We start from the raw sequence: 16,598 nt of genomic DNA, 5'->3' as shown, positions 1-16,598 counted from the left end.
CCACAAATTGCGGTTGAAAAAGCTATTTATTTTTGGGTGCAAAACGTCCTCATTCTCACTGTAACAATAAATTTCAACATGTGATTATAGTGAGAGTCGAAGCTGAAACATGAATGGTGGCTACATATGCATGATCTCCAGAATTCGTTAACTAGCAAAAATACCAACATTATCCGTGCTGAATTTGAAAATATGCTTTCTGCGCGTGGAACATCTATCGTGCGTTTTGATACCAACGCAGGGGCGAACAGCGGCGAGTATATAGGAAAAGGAATTCAACGTGAGTGGGTTGGGTATTTGCTAAACCATACGAGTTCTGGCCATACGGTCAAGGCATTTGAACCGGTGTATTCTATTCCTTTAAAAATCAGGCCAGACCTTCAATCCAGAAATATTGCAGACCACCAGACTAAAGTAAAAAAGTTATTTGAAAGTTATGATGAAGCGTATCTTACAGCCGCTATAGACTCAGAAGAGTATTGCAAGCCATTCTGGGTTTATCAGAATGCAGATGACGGTCATTACTCGATCAGTACTCGCGGTTTCAAAAATGCAAATGCACCTGCAAGCATTCCGAGCGATAATCGCATTGATATCGCTCAGATGAAAATGGGATATCCCATGCTCGATTATTGCCATAACATTATACCGTCCTCAGTCGTGCGATTAGGATTTAATGGGCGAGTGTTTACGCAAGGTAAGTATTATTACACCAATGAAGAGGTTTTCAGTTGGTTGTCCCGGAACCCGGATAGCGCAGTTTTCATTACGTTCCCAAAAGTTAACCAGACTGATAGATCTGAATTGATGTCAATTATGAAACGAGAATTCCTGAATTCGTGGGGTTTATTCTCATATTATCGCTGGCTGGGACGCAGCACCGCATTACTGGCATTGAGCCCGGTCAGTTCTAATGCTTCTGTTAAGTTAAGAAGTAGCAATGCACACTTCTTCAAAAATGCAATGCTGGCTGTTAACACGATCATTCCTAAAGGTAACGGAATTTCGTAATCGGAATAGTTACCGTTAGAGTGATTTAAAGATCGATTCATTCTGGAAATTGAACGAAGAAAATTTAATGGGAGTAACTATGACTGCACTACGCCGTATCTCAACAGAACCAAGCTGGACTCCAGTTGGCATCCGGGGCGAAGGGTTACCGACTAAAGCAGGTGTATACCGTTTTATTGTTCCCCGGGAAGCCGATAGCTCAGAACATATTGAGTTTCTGGCGTTAGTGCGCTGGCGTAAACACGGTGTTCATCAACTGTTATTTCCCACCTTTGAATACATCGTATGCGACGAGAATATCGTGCTCCCAGAAGGCACATGCTGGCGTGAACGCGAACCGTGGGATCCAGATACGCTGGGGGAAACCGAGTTCATCATCGTTCCTGAAATGAGCGCGGGTGCTCAACGCTGTCCGTTCTGCAAAGAAGTTCCGCGCATCGTTGGTGATAAATACAACTTTGAGTATAAGGAAAACTACATCACGAAAATGCCTCACCGGTTTAACCGCCTGTGGTTCAGCTGCTGTAAATGGGTTGCTCCTGTGCCCACTTCTGGGATTCAGTCACTGATTACGGCCTGGAACAAAATGCTCGGGTCATCCCGGTAGGAGTAATGATGAAATGTGCGTACCTACGAAAGTTTCTGATCATTGCTTTCATAACCGGCATTAGCGGATGCCAGAGTCTCGGAATAGGGTTAAGCCTGGATGAGCGCTACCAGAAGGCTTATCAGAAAGTACTGGCTGACCCTAATGACGATAACATTAAGACTTTCATGAAACTCAGCCAGGAAAAAGGCGAAAGAGACATGCAAGAGGCAAATTCGAAAGCCGCAGCCGACACTCGTGAAAGCGATAAGGGGTTTACTGAGTATTTTAAATCATATGGCAACGATGGATTTAAGCGGGCCAGACAATAAGAAAGAGGTTATATGTCATTACAGCAATCGCATGAAAATCTGGAGTTCCTGAAGGGGGCGGTCTGGTGCGCCGCAAAACTCGTTCAGGAAATTGGCGATTCAAAAGGTGCAGCTATTCTTATCACAAACTTGCCGGTTGGAATTTTCCCTCAATGTAGCGAAAGGGATTTATTTGTTCTGAGGCAATATGTCAGGAAAGATCTGCCACTTGGTATTGATGCCGAATATAGCGATATCAGGCCGGTCTTAATTGATTATCTGGGAGAGCCAGTAGACCTTCCTGAGTGTGAACTGGATAATTATGAACCGGCTCCTGGTGAAATGCTCCGCTGGGGAGTAACTGGAGATCTCAGTTCCGGGACACGATGTGTGCTGGTGGATAATCTTGCTTATCTCGCTGAAGCAATTGGTATCAGCAACGCACTAAGGCAACAGGCCGCAGAGTCAATCCAGCGCACCCTGTGATTAGTGAGTCGCCCCGAATTTCGTAAGCAGCATAAATGCCCTTAATCTTTATCCTACATATTTCAGGTTGTTGGGGTTTACCATGTACAAAGACCATTTTCCACAAGCGTGTCCTTCATCGATAAAAGAGGGCCAGTCATGCTGGCGGGTATTTATTGATATGGACGTAGACAACCCGTCGAAAATAAAAACCAGCGTCGAATTAATAGAAGTTGGCGTAAAAACAATTCGAATGAAAAAGAATGCGGCAGAAGGCAGTGAAAAAACTGTTTTTCTTGTGGATAAAATCCCTGGAATCACATTTATCAAAATTCGGCCTAGCGACAAAAAGCCAAGCGTCTGGAATACAAGCATCAGCAGTTTCTATAAACATGACGTGGAAATCGGGAAAACATTCCCCGTTGGTATCAGAACGACTAAAAGCGCTGCGTTTCGTACAGCAACAAAAAAAGTTGAACAGAGTATGCAAGAATACACTGATACTATAGCTAAGCTTGAAAACGACTATGTTAAGAATGAGACGGAGATTGCTGAGTACAAAAATGAACTCGCTGCTTACCAAACAATACTCCAAACCCTAAAACGTATGGCAAAAAGGCATCTCAAGCAATAATACATTTCGTCTCTTTTCAGGTAAACAAAATGGAAACACAATGTATTTTCATTGCAGGTTTCAAAAATTGTTTCACTCTGGGCCATACATGTTTAGTATGGGGACATAACAAAGAGAACGCTGGCGAGTACGCTGGCATAAAGATCACCTTTCCCGGCCTGGCCGGGATTTTTTTTGTCTGATGTGCCGTCCTTCTCACCACAAACTTAATATCCTGACTATTTTTATGGATGTGCAGTGCAATTATTTAACGAATTACCATTCGTCACCAGACCGGACAGGCTGATAATAATGTCATCCGATACAGAGCTGGGGAGGGTGTATGACTAATCGTGGCTATAGCAAAGTAATTATCGAAGGTACTGTAGGCCGTGAGCCTGAAATCCGACAACACCCTACCCACGGCATCTACGCAAAGATTTATGTAACAACATCTGAGTCCTCAATGGAGGATAAATCTGGTCTGGAGAAAATTACGGAAGAACACTATCAGATCATTTTGCTTGGTCAATTTGCTGATGTGGCCCGCAATCATCTTCATGTCGGGACAGGAGTGTACCTGGAGGCCCAATTGCGTACCCGCCTAATCAAGGAGGATGGTAAAGAACGCTTCTTTATGGACGTACTTGTCAACCCCGTGAAGGGGCATGTTCTTCGCAAAGTCAATGTAGGCGGTAATAAACTGGTGAGTCGTCACCTCCAGCAGAACCGTGGGCAGGATCACCGGCAGAATACCAGTTATAGCCGCAGGCCACAAAACACGAACGCGAGGCCAGCAACACCACGCAACTCGCCCCCAACAATGGAAAATTATTATTTGGGAAATCAGGATGAAGTTCCAGGAAGCACTGGTGCTTATGGAACTGAGATAGCCTTTTAATGATTAGCAGCATATCTGTTTTAATTTGTATCATAACTAATGGGGAATTATTGCCGTGAATGAATTCAATAACGCACTCCAGACGATACTGGAAAATGGGTCTATGTCATATGGCCAGGCTGCTATTTATGCCGGTGGTGCAATTTGCGTTGCGGCCCTTTTTTCGGCGATACTCAGAAGTGGACTACTGGTAATTTTGGGAATTGTCTCAGGCTTTTATCTGTTCAGTCTCAACACTCCAGACAGTACACTGGCGTATACTGCTGCTGCCTCAGACCGTCTCATCGAGCAGGTTAAAGCTGTCGGTGGATGCGCCACTAGACACATTGAGGATGCGCAAACTCTGGGTATCATCATAAAAAATGGCGATGTTATCGAGATAGCAAAGCAGTGCGGTATTATAAAATAATAACCGTAGCATATTATGATTGATGAATGCCTGAATGGTAATCTGCTCGCGGATTACCATTATTTTTTGAGATGTCTTATAGAACTTATCTAAAATTACATACGACTGTCATGACAGTATAAGGTCTTTATGAAAAACGTCGTCAAAACTTTACTACCCTCAGTGAACACTGGTGATCAAGACGAAAGCGTAAAATCGGATACGCTGACTGGCACTACTAAACCCTGCGACCACGGACTGGTTCATAATCATCTTTTAGGGCAGGAGGCCTGTTACTATGCCAAACACTAACGACTCGCTGACAGGACTCAACGTCGAGCTCGTTGGTGCATCGAAACAAGAGTTTACTCTCCTCACTGAAAACCATCTGATGCGCCGCATCATAGTGGCTTTATCTGAGTTAATGCGTAACGCGGAAGGCGTGATGATTGATTCTCATGTTTACCCGTGGGATCAAGTTCTCCCTGCTGCGATGGACATTCCATCATCCAACGCTTCTGATGAAGAGATACAGAACTGGATGATCAGTGCCTGTAAGGAGTGGCAGTGCGAATACAATCGCCGGGTTCAGTCGTTTACCGCATCAGAAGTAAAAAGCAAAAGCGACACCGAGAACGATAACCTATTCCTGCTGAATATCACCAACCTAGCCCATATGCTGATTGACCGGTTACTGCCGTTTGTCAGTATCGAGGAGATTAATCATGAGGATCCAGATTTACTCCCCCAAGTTATTGATATCGTGAATTATATGGTTGGTGTTATAAATGGTACAACCAGCACACAACAAGTCAGACAAGAATTGTTTACTGCCGGTGCTGATGACGCAGTATTTGCACTCAAACTAAAGCACAAAGAGCTAACCAGCCGGGGTGAAGATGCTGGATGGCTTGAAGAGGCAATGAAGATAATCGAAGAAAACAAACGCCAATCCATCGACTTTATGCAGCGCAGCTAATCGTTCCCATAATAAAAGGGTAATGCTATGAGTAAACATCTGTACTGTATTAAGGGTGTTTTAAAACCCAGGAAATTTTCTGTAAGTCTGATAAGAAATAAACTTAGCTCATTTGGTTTAAGGGGAAGTACTCTTCGTAGCGAAACCGCTCGCATTCTTGCCGGGCCAATAGATGGTATTAAGGGTACGTATCCCTTCGGCTGGTCAGAAGAACATTTTGACCGCAGGATGAAACGCATATTCATTCGCGCCGGTAATGCTTCCAGACTTTCTGATAATCGTCCATTTGCATTAAAACGACGCAGCGCTTTAACTATCAGTAAAAAGTATCTTTCTGTGTAACCACCAGCAGACGAGTTTTACTCGTCTGCCTGGCCCCATGCCTCTAATCTTCGCACCCGAAATGAAGTTGCCTGGAGTTCTCCTGATGAAGTTAACTCAAATGAAACTGTAAGATCGTTTTTGTTCCGGTACTTCCATACATAGCCATTTTGCTGCAATGTTTTGAGTGACTTACGTAGGTTGGGCTCAGCTACATCCTGGCTGTCTGGAACAGAGTTAATAAACCCCAGCAACCTGGTGAATGGCACTATCGCAGTGCCTTTTTCTTTGCACAAAAGAAGAAGTACCAACGCATCCTTCTGAATACGGGAAAAGCGCTCCAGGCGATGTTCAGTACCATCTCCCTGCATATTGGCATTGTTCATAATCAACCTAATCATATGGGATATGATTAAGGTTAAAAAACACCCCCCGTTTTGTCACCCTTTTTTTTTCTTACTCACCACTTAAAGCAGTAAGCTCAGTTCGATAAATCTGAATTAAATAAGGCGAGGTTATATGAAAACGAAATTATTGCTGGCGCTAATTGCGGGATCGACTTTCTGCATCAATATTGCTGAAGCCAATATTCCTCTTAGAGCAGATGGAAGTCCAGCAGCGGGGCAGACACCAACTCAGTTCATTCAGCTTAAAAATGAATGTCCTGAATGCGTCATGGTCGCAACTGATGTAGTAAAGATGCGTAGCGATAGCTGTAAACAGCAGGCATCCATCGATTCTACAATCCTACAGGATCCTGTTTACGCATATCTCAACAGTATCCGTCTGGTAGTTGCCGGGAATGGTGGTTATGCAAGTCCAATCTATACATCCGCCCGTCAGGTCGTAGCGTCAAACATCAATTGCAGTGATGCAAACGACTGGGTAGCGAGAAGTAAAACGGTAATGGATAACACCTTCAAAACGCCGTAAACAATCCCTGAATATTTCGTTGCAGTAATGCTATCCCGTAGTATGACGTTAAAGGCGGAGCTTTGAATCGGGAAAAAATAACTACTGCACTTAGAGGTATTTATATGGGTCGTCACTTTACTGGTCTGATTGATAGTTCGCAGCAAAATTTTACAATGCCAATCCGTCCGTATGGACGGAGCCGCATGGCTGCAAAATTAAAAGGAATCTCCCGATTGAAAAAATCTGAAAAGCATGACGATGAATATCCTGATGAACTCTGGAAATTTATGAGTCCTTCAGAGAAAGCTAAATTTCTGGTCGCGGATGTATTTTCACGCAGTAGTAAAGACTCTTCCGCCATTCAACCGGGAGAACATAAGCAAAAGGAGCATGATAATGAGCACTGATAATTTACTAGCAGAACTCACTTCAAAAACAGGCCTGACAGAAACGGAACTTAATCGGCAGGCATTGATTATCGGTTTGATGGCATTGTGCCACCCGGATGCTATTGCCGGTGATTTGGTGAGCGCGGCACTTACGGGGTCATACTCAGATAGTACTGATAAACTACTTACCCGTGGTGATAACGCATCAGACAGTGTGTTGATGTCCATGCGTATCTTACTTCACCGGTTGAGTAAGTATGAAGGGTCTGATGGCAAAGTAGGTCAGATCAATAAAATGATGCACCGACTCGGCTACTTTAAGGCATCCGATGTGTTACGCGAGGCTCAATAAAGAGGCTCAATTTATGTTCACCATGACGAATTTCGCGTCCAATATTCTTGACATGGTTTTTCTATCAGAAATGGAAGGGGAACTCATTTATATAAAAGCGCTTAGCGGCGTTACTGGTTACGTTCCTCAGATCCATCTTTTCCGCCTCCAGCTTATCGCATTTGATATAGGTTGGTACTACGAGTACAGATTGAATTCAGGCAACCTCATTATAAAGGAAATTGTTGAGGCCATCACATCTCTTGGATGTGCTTTAAATGAATACCAATGGCAGTTCGCGTTTGAATTAGGTTATCGCCGTCACCACAAATAAACTTCATTTTTTCATAATTTGCTATTCGTCACTTGATTGACCGGGGGTACGATTAATTTAACACGGATAATTATGGGAGACAGTAAAATGACAGACGCATCTACAATAGACGCAGTTCAACCAAAGGCAAGACGCTTATCATTTAAAGAGCTTCCAGGGTTTGATATTTCTGCTGAAGCACTTCTCAAAATTATCGAAATGCCGTGTATGGTTATTCGCCGGTCTCCTGCAATGAAAGTACTGGAGATGATCACGCTGCGGTTACGTGGGGATTGTCTTTCTGCCCTTGGCATTGACTTAAACTCTGCCCAAATTACCAGTAAAGGGACGGTATCGGGGGGCAATGGTGATATGGACGTATCAGTACCTGCAACACAACTCTTTTCTTTAATCCGCAACATGCGCGGCGAAGATGAAATTAACGTCCGCTTCCATGCGGCAAAAAACCATCTTGTCATTCGCACCGACAAAAACTCCTATAACATCCCGGTTTGCTTAGACCATATACCCGAAATTCAGGCTGAGACGCTGGAACATAATTACAGCGTTTACTTTCCAACGCAGATGCTGAGTCAGATTATCAAGCGTGTCAGCCACGCTGCGGCTCAGAACGATGTCCGCTTTTATATGAATGGGGTCTACCTCGGTATCGATAATGGCCAATTTATTGCTGTAGCCACTGATGGACATCGTATGGCCGTCAGTTCTCATGATATCGACTTCAGCGATGACGTGGGCGATGAGATTCAATCTCCGACAGCTCCTACCTCTATCAGTAACACGAATGCAGGTGTGATTTTACCCAACGGGGTTTTCCCCGTGCTCCATAAAATCCTGAGCGGTAGCCAGGGTCAATTCAAAATTGACTACAGCAACCGTAACCTGACATTTACGCTCGGAAGCCATACAGTCATTTCAAATCTTGTCGATGGCCGTTACCCGGACTGGAAGCGCGTGGCCAGCACGGTAGCCAAAAATACTGAACTGTTTAAGGTTGATCCTTCTGAACTCACCACCGCACTAAAACGCGCAACCCCATTGCTTAAAGAGGGCTCGCCAAACAACACCAGTGTTTGTGTGATGTCATTCAAAGACAACGCCCTACAGCTTAAGTCGCCCGGCTCAAATGCAATCAGTTGCAAAGAGGTGATGGACATTGCGAAAGAGGCAGGCGAGCCCGAAACAATTGTTGATATCGGTATGAATGCCGATTACCTCCTGGAATCACTGGCAAGCCTGGGGGCGTGTTCGGAAGAAGGAGAAGCCGCACAGATTGCTTTGCGTGATACAACGACCGGCATATTGATTTCAGTAAACAAAAACAATTACGACATCATCATGCCTGTCCGTGTCTGACAAAACGCTCTCGTTTTGTCGGCCTTTTCGAAATAGCCAATTTCATGGGCGTGATAACGTTAAAACAAGCTTCCTGACGGGATGGCTATATGCCATCTCGCTCCCATTGGTCGCGATCACTGCGTCCTAATATTCTGGAGCCAGAATGAAATGAAAAGCGTTCTGAAGTGGGTAGGAGCCAAACACAACATTATGGCAAGTCTTAAGCATGTACTACCGAAAGGTGGTCGGCTTATTGAGCCCTTTGGCGGTTCAGGCGCTGTAATGATGAATACGAATTACCCAGAATACATTTTGGCCGATATTAATAGCGACCTGATCGATACATACCAGAGTATTTTTAAGTCGCCTGAAAAGGTACTTTCTGAGCTTAAACGCCTTTACTGTCTCGGGCGTTCTGAGGACGCCTATTATGAGCTGCGAAGCCAGTTCAATAATCATGATAGTGCAAGTGACACTCAAGCTGCTCTGTTTATCTATCTGAATAGGTTTGGCCATCGCGGACTATGCCGATACAACCGGAAAGGCATCTTTAACGTCCCCTGGGGTTATTACGCCAACCCCTATCTCCCAGAGACAGAGTTATACGCAATGGCTGAGAAAATGTCCTCAGCAACTTTACTTTGCGCCAGCTTCCAGACCACGCTATCAATGGCCCGCCCGGGTGATGTGGTGTATTGCGACCCACCATATGTTAATCCCGGCAGATTCACGGCTTACCATGCCAGCGGTTTTACACCCGCTATGCAGATTGAGCTTACCAAACTGCTCCAGTTGCTGCCTGAACGCGGGGTTCATGTCATCGCATCATGCCACGATGCGCCTGATATTCGTGAGCTTTATCAAGCCTTCGCTATTCATGGTGTGACTGCCCGGAGAAGCATATTTAAAGGCAGCGGGGATGGGAAAAAAGCTTCAGAAATCTTCGCGGTCAAATTAGCGGATAACTCGAAAAAGGGAGCTGCGGCATGAAACGCTTCCATTGTTCTGAAAAGCTGCATAACCCAGAGACTGAGAAATTTTGTCAGGATATCGCCGAACAATATCGGACAGCACCTGATATTGCCGTGGCGCAGTTTAAACAAGTGCTGAGCTCTAAGCCTCTAACTTACTGGGAGTGTGTCGTGATCCGCGAGCGTGTCTCTGACCTTATTAAAATTAATCAAGCAACAGCTGAGGGCCACGATGAGCCAATTTAAACCCAAAAGCCTTGTAGTCTACCGCATCCAAAAAGCTCTGGAATTAGACAAGCTGGATGAACAGTTAAGTGAGTTGAAATACACTCCCTGCGGGCCTAATGATATGGCACGGTCAGGATGGATCCCGCCATTGGGTGAAGATGTCGAGCTGTTAAAGCATGAGTCGAATAATCTCATTCTTCTGACTGTTAAGCACGAATCGAAAATACTTCCTCCCGCGACCATCAAAGAAATTGTGCGAACCCGGGTTCAGAAACTGGAGAAAGAGCAAAACCGCAGGCTAAAGAAAATGGAGATCCAGGCCGTCAACGATGCCGTGCTCGCTGAGCTCATACCAAAGGCTTTCAGCAAATACAGCACTACAAACATTTGGGTGGATACTAAATCACGTCTACTGCTTGTTGAGACCACCAGCCATAAAAAAGCAGATGATGTAACAGCTTTGCTACGTAAAACTATTGGCTCACTTCCAATTATCCCATTCACGCTGGAAACGCCGGTAGAACTGACGTTAACAGAGTGGGTCAAAACAGGAAGTCTGCCGCCTGGCCTAGCTTTATGCGACGAAGCCACGCTCAAAGATGTGCTCGAAAACGGGGGGGTCGTTACAACAAAACGCCAGGATTTGATATGTGATGAGATCGCTCATCACATCGAGGCCGGAAAGCTTGTGACAAAGGTTGCACTGGGCTGGATGAACCAGATGTTTTTCATCCTGAATGACAATTTCATCTTTTCACGACTGACCTTTACGGAAGAACTTATTGAACAGAACGATGACATTTCGCCAGAAGATCACGCCCAAAGATTTGATGCCGATTTCGTTTTGTTTACCTCTGTTGTTATGGAGGTTCTGGACACAATGATAAAAGCCCTCGGGGGTGAAAGCCCAGGACTCATCACAACGCCGTCAGACGAACAACAAGGTGTCGCGGCAGAAGCCAAACAACCAGAAAAAACCTTCCATTAAAGGGCTGAGAGATGATTACAGCTACAGAACTCCAAGAGTTATCACGCCAGGTTGAAAATGCTAACATTGCCCGAGCCCTGGCAGTTAAAGAGTTGGTTAAAGAGACAAGAGATCGTCAGTTTTCATTGTGGGCGCTATTTATTGGTCTCTTCAGAGAGACACCGGCGCGAAAAAAGCTGAACGAATGTGAATTGCATCTTAACCTGCTGCTGCCAAAATGCAGGAGCATCTTTCTTCAATACGTAGTTATGTCCTCGTTGGAAGAAATTTCGAAATCACCAGATTGTGAGATTTATCAGCATCTAGTCAACTGCTGGAAAGAAGCTCAGATAAAATATAACGAGTCAGGCAGACGACTCAAACTTGCAGAAAATGCCCGTGAACTATTAAAAACAGCAAAGGATGAATGTAATAGTGCTTCCACAACTGAATTTCTGGATATGGTTACTACCAGTAAAGCAATATCCATACTTTCAGCAATAGACACATCCTCTGCGAGTAGTTCGTTAAAGAGAGCTATGGGTGCGCTTAAGCGATTAGCAGATGAAATGCCTGCCCGGCAATCACCTATTGATTCAAATTTACCAGATGACACGCTTGATCTGTTTGTCGATCTGACTATAAATCCTGTTATCGATATTCTCTCCTGGTTAAATATTGAAAAGCTGGATAATGCCGAAGTGCAGTGCAGCAAAGCCTTAAAGAAACTTCAGACGTTATTAGGACAACTGGGTGCTGAGCATGATTTGAGAACTAAGGATTATCAATCTCAATTAGATACGCTTAAGAGAATTGAACAACCATACATCAAAAAGGTGATGCGGCATATACCCGAAAATATGAAGTTCAAGGAGCCTGAGTATCTCCAGACTATAGGAATGAACCCATGACTCTAAAATATATAATCGCTCTCGCAATATTTCTGACATTTGTGTGCTTTGCAGCTTTCATACTTATCTACGCGAGTCGAACAAAACGAGAACAACAACAAACTCAGCAACCTTTGGACGAGCATGATCAGCAGGCAGATATTAATGCCGATGCCGACGAGAACGCCGCACTTGATGGGTTGAGCGAGTACTTCATCAAAAAAAATTCGATATTGCCAAAAGTCCTGATGGATCTTTATGTGCGCTTGAGTGCGGTGTTCAATGGTCAGTACATTATCGCACCCCAGGTGCTTGCCCGGGACTTAGTAGAGCTGGAGCTCGAAGATGAACCGGTTGCCCCGGTTGACGTACTTCAGGCGCAACAGTACGCAGATGAATTCGTGTTCGATTTTGTTCTCTCCGATGCGCATACCGGGGAACTAGTGCTAGCAATGATCAATGAAGATGCTATCAGCGCTCAGCCTGAAGGAGAGTTCATTATTGCCCTTTTTAAAAGAACTCACATTCCTGTCTTTCGCTATGAAACGTTGTCAGGCTTGGACGATAACGCCCTGGCAGTCAACATCGCTGAATCAATAGACGATGGCCGATTCTCTTAGTTCCACAAGGAATTTATTATGTCTCTGTCAAAAAAACAAAGAATAGTACTGAGGGCTAAATTTGGTGGTCGATGTGCATATTGTGGCGAGGTACTGAAAGAAAAAGGTTGGCACGCTGATCACGTAGAACCTGTGCTAAGGAAATCCGTCCAGGATATGCAAGCTGCGGCCAGAGGGAAATTTAAGCTTAAGGCTACCGGTGAAGTGTTTAATGAAAGTGCCAACTGCTTAGAAAATCTTTTCCCAGCCTGTGCGCCCTGCAATCTGCTCAAAACAACATATTCACTGGAAATGTTCCGCAAACAAATAAGTTTACAGGTTGAAAGGGCACGGAAGAGTAGTATGAATTTCAGAACGGCAGAAAGATTCGGCCAGATAAGCATTGTAGAGAAACCCATTGTTTTCTGGTTTGAACAGTATTCAGAGAAAAATGGTGCTATCAAATAAACGACTAATTTAACATTATCATGGCGCGTATCGCGCACTGCTTCGTCAAATATTCAGCCGTGATAATATTGTTTAGTAGGCCCATTACGGAGCGTATATGACTAATCATACAAACTGGACTGGAGACCTGACCGAAGGCGCAACTATATTTGTAGCCACACCAGATGGCCAGCTCAGCAAATGTAGAGTCGAGTCCGTTCGAGACCGACATTTCTCGGTCGAGGGTATTGAACGTGAATTCGATAAGTTGAATGCCTGCTCAGTTGATGGGTTACTACACTCTTACCCCGACGATTTCGAGTCGAGGGAGTTATTTGGTCTGTGCCAGCAAAAAAACAGGCTCAAGTCTCTGCAAATTGATTCATTATCGTTACAGCAAGTCCAGTACATGCTGGCTGGCCTGGAACTTGCCAGGAAGAGATATGGATACCAGTACCGAGGCAGCAAAGCCGTAGATACCAATCAGAAGGGTAGACTGGCCATGAGCATTGATGATTCGCTTCACCCAATTCAGATCGCTTATATACTGGCAGGTTTAAAATTATCTCTCCTTCAAACAGAGGTGAACCATGACTGCTAACCAACGTAAACGTCCTTCGCGTAACAATCGAGCTGTCCAGTTAACGTCCGAGCAGCTGGTAGAAGCGAAGACGCTTGACCTGAAAGCCCACCATTCGTTTAAAAACCTTATGGGTCTTGCTGCAATCAGTGTCGTGGTGTTTGTCTGTCTTGGCTCCTTGATCCATAAACAACGCTCAGTAATGAACGAATGGGACCTGGGTGAAGTGATCAGAGGCGTTGATTTGAAAGCCGGAACCCTCGCAAAAAACAACTTTTTCATCACCAACAAAGGGCAGTTTGAAGCAAGTGGCGTTACAGTGTCACTTACGGGTACAAAACTGAAATTACAGCAGCATCAGGACGGAAAATATTACGTTTGTAATTCTGCAACAGGTGATTGTGTTCTGGTATCCGATGTACAAGCTGAAAAAATTCGTGACCAGCTGTAGCGAGGGGAAAATATCGGTTACTGTCACCGGTAACCGAAGGAACCTTCGTATATGTCACGACAAGAAGCCGCAACGCAGTTATTTATGTCTGCACCACCAGCAAGTATTGATGTCGTTATTGAGCAGCTGGAAAGGGACGCTCAAGCAGCCGGTATCGATATCCATACAATCTCTGTAATGGCCAGCCTGTTACGTGATCGAATAGAAGCATACAGTGACGTGCTTAAAATCGAGCCTGAGCGGGTGATACACGCACTTGAGGTACTGCGAGGTACGGAAGTGCCGTGGGCTTTTTACACTCCGTCCAGGCTACCTGAGCTTGAAGATGTTCATTGCTGGGAAACTCCTCACGATTTTGACCAAGACCTAGGTGAACACCAGCTGCGGCGCTATATTTGCCCTAAATGCGAGCATGAATCAACCGACCCAATGCGCTGCACGGCTGGCCATGCTCCTGGAGTTAACCAGTATCCTGAAAGCTGTGATGCCACTATCTGGAATTCGCCCGATTCTTGGGATAGTATTAACCCTATAATAAAATTAATTATCAAATCTACGTTCCTGGCTGACCTGACTGTTCATACAATCTTCTATCCGAAAGGGTTGAAGCTTCCTGAAATTCAGGACGTTGAGTAGTCTGCTTCGGGCTCTGTGATCTGATAGTTATATATACCTCATTTAAGACCCCTTACTGGGGTCTCTTTTTTTGGACTTCCGCCGTGCTATGTACTTCACGGTATCCCCAAATATCCCGGCTTATGTAGTTCGTCGATTTGCTTCGTCACCTGCCATACCTGTCTCATAATTTCTCTATTTGGAGAAATCTGATGAACCTACCGACAGCTGTATTAGCGAATAACGATGAAAATGAATCAGACGTCCTCAGCCTTTATGCTAATCCCGTAGACAGTCAAAGTGGCCTCATTGAACATGACGGCTTTCAAAAACTAAATGCCATGCGCGATCTGCTGGTGGAATACAACACAACACTGAAGCACATGCAGGCCATGTATGATGCAGTGATGCGGAACCGGCATGATGAAGCATGGCGCATGTTCTGTGATTCTTGTGACAATTCCATCAAATATACGCTGGCTGTAGAAAATTTGTTCTGTATAGAACGGGCCCGCTGTGCTCTCGATGAAAAGTACTGGCAAAAGCTGCTCGATCTGACCGGCGTAAAACCATTTATGCCCACCGAAAGATACGATGACTGGAACGAAGGATTAAGGGCATGGCGAAAATCATCAGAATCAAATTTTGAGAAGCTTAAGCCTGTACCCTTCAACGAAGAAAGTATCTTTTCTACCGCATTCGCATTGAATGAAGAGAAAAAAGACTACTTCGCCCAGATGGTTCATGGTGTGTTTGAAAAGCTCTCCGCTCTGCATAAGACTAACCGTGCCCAGGGCTTCAGCAACAAACTCATCATAGCCAGCTGCTTACCAAGTAGAGATAACCGCAGATCCTATGACTATCTCAACTATTTTAATGACCTTCGTAAGGTTATTGGACTGATGTATGGACGAAGCGGTGCTGAGGATGTGAATTCGGCTGCGGTCAAAGAGTACATGATGAGTAACCCTGGCGAATGGGTAAGTATTGATAACGATAGTCTTAAAGTGAAGGGGTTTATTAACGGCAATGTGCATATCCTGATTGAGGAGGAAACTTGTGACAATCTCAATCTGGTACTATCCCATTTAATGCCAGGCTGCATTCCTCTCGATCGCCGATACACCACCGGCCATAACTCCGCAAGAACTGTAAAAACCAATGAATATCGGTCGCAGTTGATATCATTCTCTGCTGTTAACTCCTTAATATCATATGCCACTGACCATTTGAACGCGGGCAAACACCTGTCACCGGGGCCGCACACTTTTATCCTGCGGGACAACCAGTCTGTTAGTGAGAAAAAAGAACTGGTGAACATATGGGAGTCATTGGGTGCTGTCAGAAGATATAGAGAAGTATATGACTTTGACTTTAGCCCCGTTGAAGCATTCAAACTTCTGGCATTACATGGTTCTATACCTGACCGCTATACGCACCAGTTCTATGCAACGGTCGGAGAACTCCAGAAACGAGCAATTGATGAATGTATGGTGGCTTCAGGTATGCGTTTGCTGGAACCGAATATCGGTCTTGGTGCGCTACTGAAAGGGTTACCAGAGGGGGTGGATGTTACTGGTTTTGATATACACCCCGCAGCTGTTGCAATTACTGGCCTGCGCTGGAACGTCACCCTTAATGATTTTCTATTGGTCAAGCCTGAAAATACCGGCTTGTTTGAAAGAATTCTGATGAATCCTCCATTTAGTGACTCACGCTGGATTGCACATTTTCAACATGCGATGAGATTCCTGAAACCGGGAGGACGCTTGATAGCAATACTGCCAGGGAGCGCAAAGGAGCATCTTTTAACCCGAGAAGCTGGGCCCGGTTACGACATCAATATTCTGGGTTGCTATGACAACGCCTTTGAAGGAACCGCAGAATCCATAAAACTTTTCTCCGTTGATGCCCATGAATAGTGGGGAAAGGAAGAGCTGGTCGAGTTAATTTCGTCACCCGTAACTG

General features: G+C 44.8%; 25 protein-coding genes. 24 read left to right on the top strand and 1 reads right to left on the bottom strand.

Annotated features, from left to right (window positions below; genetic code table 11):
• The first annotated feature begins 126 nt into the window (after positions 1 to 126).
• The 9 genes from HV261_RS23505 to HV261_RS23465 all read left to right on the top strand — a co-directional run bounded on the left by HV261_RS23505 (position 127) and on the right by HV261_RS23465 (position 5,596).
• Positions 127 to 1,011, top strand: coding sequence for a hypothetical protein (locus HV261_RS23505; RefSeq protein ID WP_007372154.1), 885 nt, complete (start codon positions 127 to 129; stop codon positions 1,009 to 1,011).
• 79 nt (positions 1,012 to 1,090) lie between these two features.
• Positions 1,091 to 1,618 carry a hypothetical protein gene (locus HV261_RS23500; RefSeq protein WP_007372155.1) on the top strand — a complete coding sequence of 176 codons (528 nt, stop codon included), beginning with the start codon at positions 1,091 to 1,093 and terminating at the stop codon, positions 1,616 to 1,618.
• 5 nt (positions 1,619 to 1,623) lie between these two features.
• Positions 1,624 to 1,929: a hypothetical protein gene (locus tag HV261_RS23495; RefSeq protein WP_032941601.1), complete on the top strand. Its 306-nt coding sequence runs from the start codon at positions 1,624 to 1,626 to the stop codon at positions 1,927 to 1,929.
• Positions 1,930 to 1,941: 12 nt separating this feature from the next.
• Positions 1,942 to 2,394 carry a hypothetical protein gene (locus HV261_RS23490; RefSeq protein ID WP_007372157.1) on the top strand — a complete coding sequence of 151 codons (453 nt, stop codon included), beginning with the start codon at positions 1,942 to 1,944 and terminating at the stop codon, positions 2,392 to 2,394.
• A gap of 82 nt (positions 2,395 to 2,476) precedes the next feature.
• A complete protein-coding gene (locus HV261_RS23485) occupies positions 2,477 to 3,007 on the top strand; it encodes a hypothetical protein (RefSeq protein WP_007372158.1) in 531 nt (176 codons plus the stop codon).
• Positions 3,008 to 3,329: 322 nt separating this feature from the next.
• Positions 3,330 to 3,887, top strand: a complete 558-nt coding sequence (locus HV261_RS23480; RefSeq protein ID WP_008786804.1) for a single-stranded DNA-binding protein — start codon at positions 3,330 to 3,332, stop codon at positions 3,885 to 3,887.
• Between the two features lie 55 nt (positions 3,888 to 3,942).
• Complete coding sequence (locus tag HV261_RS23475; protein ID WP_154050669.1) at positions 3,943 to 4,296, top strand: hypothetical protein; 354 nt, start codon at positions 3,943 to 3,945, stop codon at positions 4,294 to 4,296.
• Positions 4,297 to 4,573: 277 nt separating this feature from the next.
• Positions 4,574 to 5,254, top strand: a complete 681-nt coding sequence (locus HV261_RS23470; protein WP_007372161.1) for a hypothetical protein — start codon at positions 4,574 to 4,576, stop codon at positions 5,252 to 5,254.
• Positions 5,255 to 5,281: 27 nt separating this feature from the next.
• Complete coding sequence (locus HV261_RS23465; RefSeq protein WP_127649449.1) at positions 5,282 to 5,596, top strand: hypothetical protein; 315 nt, start codon at positions 5,282 to 5,284, stop codon at positions 5,594 to 5,596.
• Positions 5,597 to 5,613: 17 nt separating this feature from the next.
• Here the strand turns inward: HV261_RS23465 and HV261_RS23460 are convergent, their stop codons facing one another.
• Positions 5,614 to 5,961: a hypothetical protein gene (locus tag HV261_RS23460; protein ID WP_127649446.1), complete on the bottom strand. Its 348-nt coding sequence runs from the start codon at positions 5,959 to 5,961 to the stop codon at positions 5,614 to 5,616.
• A gap of 133 nt (positions 5,962 to 6,094) precedes the next feature.
• Here HV261_RS23460 and HV261_RS23455 point away from each other — a divergent pair, with 133 nt between their 5' ends.
• The 15 genes from HV261_RS23455 to HV261_RS23385 all read left to right on the top strand — a co-directional run bounded on the left by HV261_RS23455 (position 6,095) and on the right by HV261_RS23385 (position 16,552).
• Positions 6,095 to 6,508, top strand: coding sequence for a hypothetical protein (locus HV261_RS23455; RefSeq protein WP_007372162.1), 414 nt, complete (start codon positions 6,095 to 6,097; stop codon positions 6,506 to 6,508).
• Between the two features lie 62 nt (positions 6,509 to 6,570).
• Positions 6,571 to 6,897 (top strand): hypothetical protein, encoded by a 327-nt coding sequence (locus HV261_RS27805; protein WP_223227020.1) that lies wholly within the window; start codon positions 6,571 to 6,573, stop codon positions 6,895 to 6,897.
• A complete protein-coding gene (locus HV261_RS23445) occupies positions 6,887 to 7,231 on the top strand; it encodes a hypothetical protein (RefSeq protein WP_032951317.1) in 345 nt (114 codons plus the stop codon). The genes HV261_RS27805 and HV261_RS23445 overlap by 11 nt, the downstream gene beginning before the upstream one ends.
• Positions 7,232 to 7,244: 13 nt before the next feature.
• Positions 7,245 to 7,544, top strand: a complete 300-nt coding sequence (locus tag HV261_RS23440) for a hypothetical protein (protein WP_009653866.1) — start codon at positions 7,245 to 7,247, stop codon at positions 7,542 to 7,544.
• Positions 7,545 to 7,631: 87 nt separating this feature from the next.
• Complete coding sequence (dnaN, locus tag HV261_RS23435) at positions 7,632 to 8,900, top strand: DNA polymerase III subunit beta (RefSeq protein ID WP_223307982.1); 1,269 nt, start codon at positions 7,632 to 7,634, stop codon at positions 8,898 to 8,900.
• Between the two features lie 150 nt (positions 8,901 to 9,050).
• A complete protein-coding gene (locus HV261_RS23430; RefSeq protein ID WP_007372165.1) occupies positions 9,051 to 9,872 on the top strand; it encodes a DNA adenine methylase in 822 nt (273 codons plus the stop codon).
• On the top strand, positions 9,869 to 10,099 hold the full coding sequence (locus tag HV261_RS23425; protein WP_007372166.1) for a hypothetical protein: 231 nt from the start codon (positions 9,869 to 9,871) through the stop codon (positions 10,097 to 10,099). Before HV261_RS23430 ends, HV261_RS23425 begins: the two co-directional genes overlap by 4 nt.
• Positions 10,086 to 11,069: a recombination-associated protein RdgC gene (rdgC, locus tag HV261_RS23420; RefSeq protein ID WP_007372167.1), complete on the top strand. Its 984-nt coding sequence runs from the start codon at positions 10,086 to 10,088 to the stop codon at positions 11,067 to 11,069. The genes HV261_RS23425 and rdgC overlap by 14 nt, the downstream gene beginning before the upstream one ends.
• Positions 11,070 to 11,080: 11 nt before the next feature.
• On the top strand, positions 11,081 to 11,959 hold the full coding sequence (locus HV261_RS23415) for a hypothetical protein (protein ID WP_009654998.1): 879 nt from the start codon (positions 11,081 to 11,083) through the stop codon (positions 11,957 to 11,959).
• Positions 11,956 to 12,558: a hypothetical protein gene (locus HV261_RS23410; protein WP_223226832.1), complete on the top strand. Its 603-nt coding sequence runs from the start codon at positions 11,956 to 11,958 to the stop codon at positions 12,556 to 12,558. The genes HV261_RS23415 and HV261_RS23410 overlap by 4 nt, the downstream gene beginning before the upstream one ends.
• An 18-nt stretch (positions 12,559 to 12,576) precedes the next feature.
• Positions 12,577 to 13,005 (top strand): HNH endonuclease, encoded by a 429-nt coding sequence (locus tag HV261_RS23405; RefSeq protein ID WP_032951321.1) that lies wholly within the window; start codon positions 12,577 to 12,579, stop codon positions 13,003 to 13,005.
• A 97-nt stretch (positions 13,006 to 13,102) separates the two neighbouring features.
• Complete coding sequence (locus tag HV261_RS23400) at positions 13,103 to 13,585, top strand: hypothetical protein (protein ID WP_032951323.1); 483 nt, start codon at positions 13,103 to 13,105, stop codon at positions 13,583 to 13,585.
• The gene (locus HV261_RS23395) at positions 13,575 to 14,015 is read left to right on the top strand and encodes a hypothetical protein (protein WP_223226831.1); all 441 of its coding nucleotides are present in this window, start codon (positions 13,575 to 13,577) and stop codon (positions 14,013 to 14,015) included. Before HV261_RS23400 ends, HV261_RS23395 begins: the two co-directional genes overlap by 11 nt.
• A 51-nt stretch (positions 14,016 to 14,066) precedes the next feature.
• Positions 14,067 to 14,651: a hypothetical protein gene (locus HV261_RS23390; RefSeq protein ID WP_032951326.1), complete on the top strand. Its 585-nt coding sequence runs from the start codon at positions 14,067 to 14,069 to the stop codon at positions 14,649 to 14,651.
• A gap of 191 nt (positions 14,652 to 14,842) precedes the next feature.
• Positions 14,843 to 16,552 carry a DUF4942 domain-containing protein gene (locus HV261_RS23385; RefSeq protein ID WP_007372173.1) on the top strand — a complete coding sequence of 570 codons (1,710 nt, stop codon included), beginning with the start codon at positions 14,843 to 14,845 and terminating at the stop codon, positions 16,550 to 16,552.
• Positions 16,553 to 16,598 lie beyond the last annotated feature (46 nt).

The sequence above is a fragment of the Citrobacter sp. RHBSTW-00671 genome (assembly GCF_014103415.1).
Classification (GTDB): domain Bacteria; phylum Pseudomonadota; class Gammaproteobacteria; order Enterobacterales; family Enterobacteriaceae; genus Citrobacter.
Note: the sequence above shows the minus strand (reverse complement) of the source record. Positions and strands in the feature narration are given on the sequence as shown.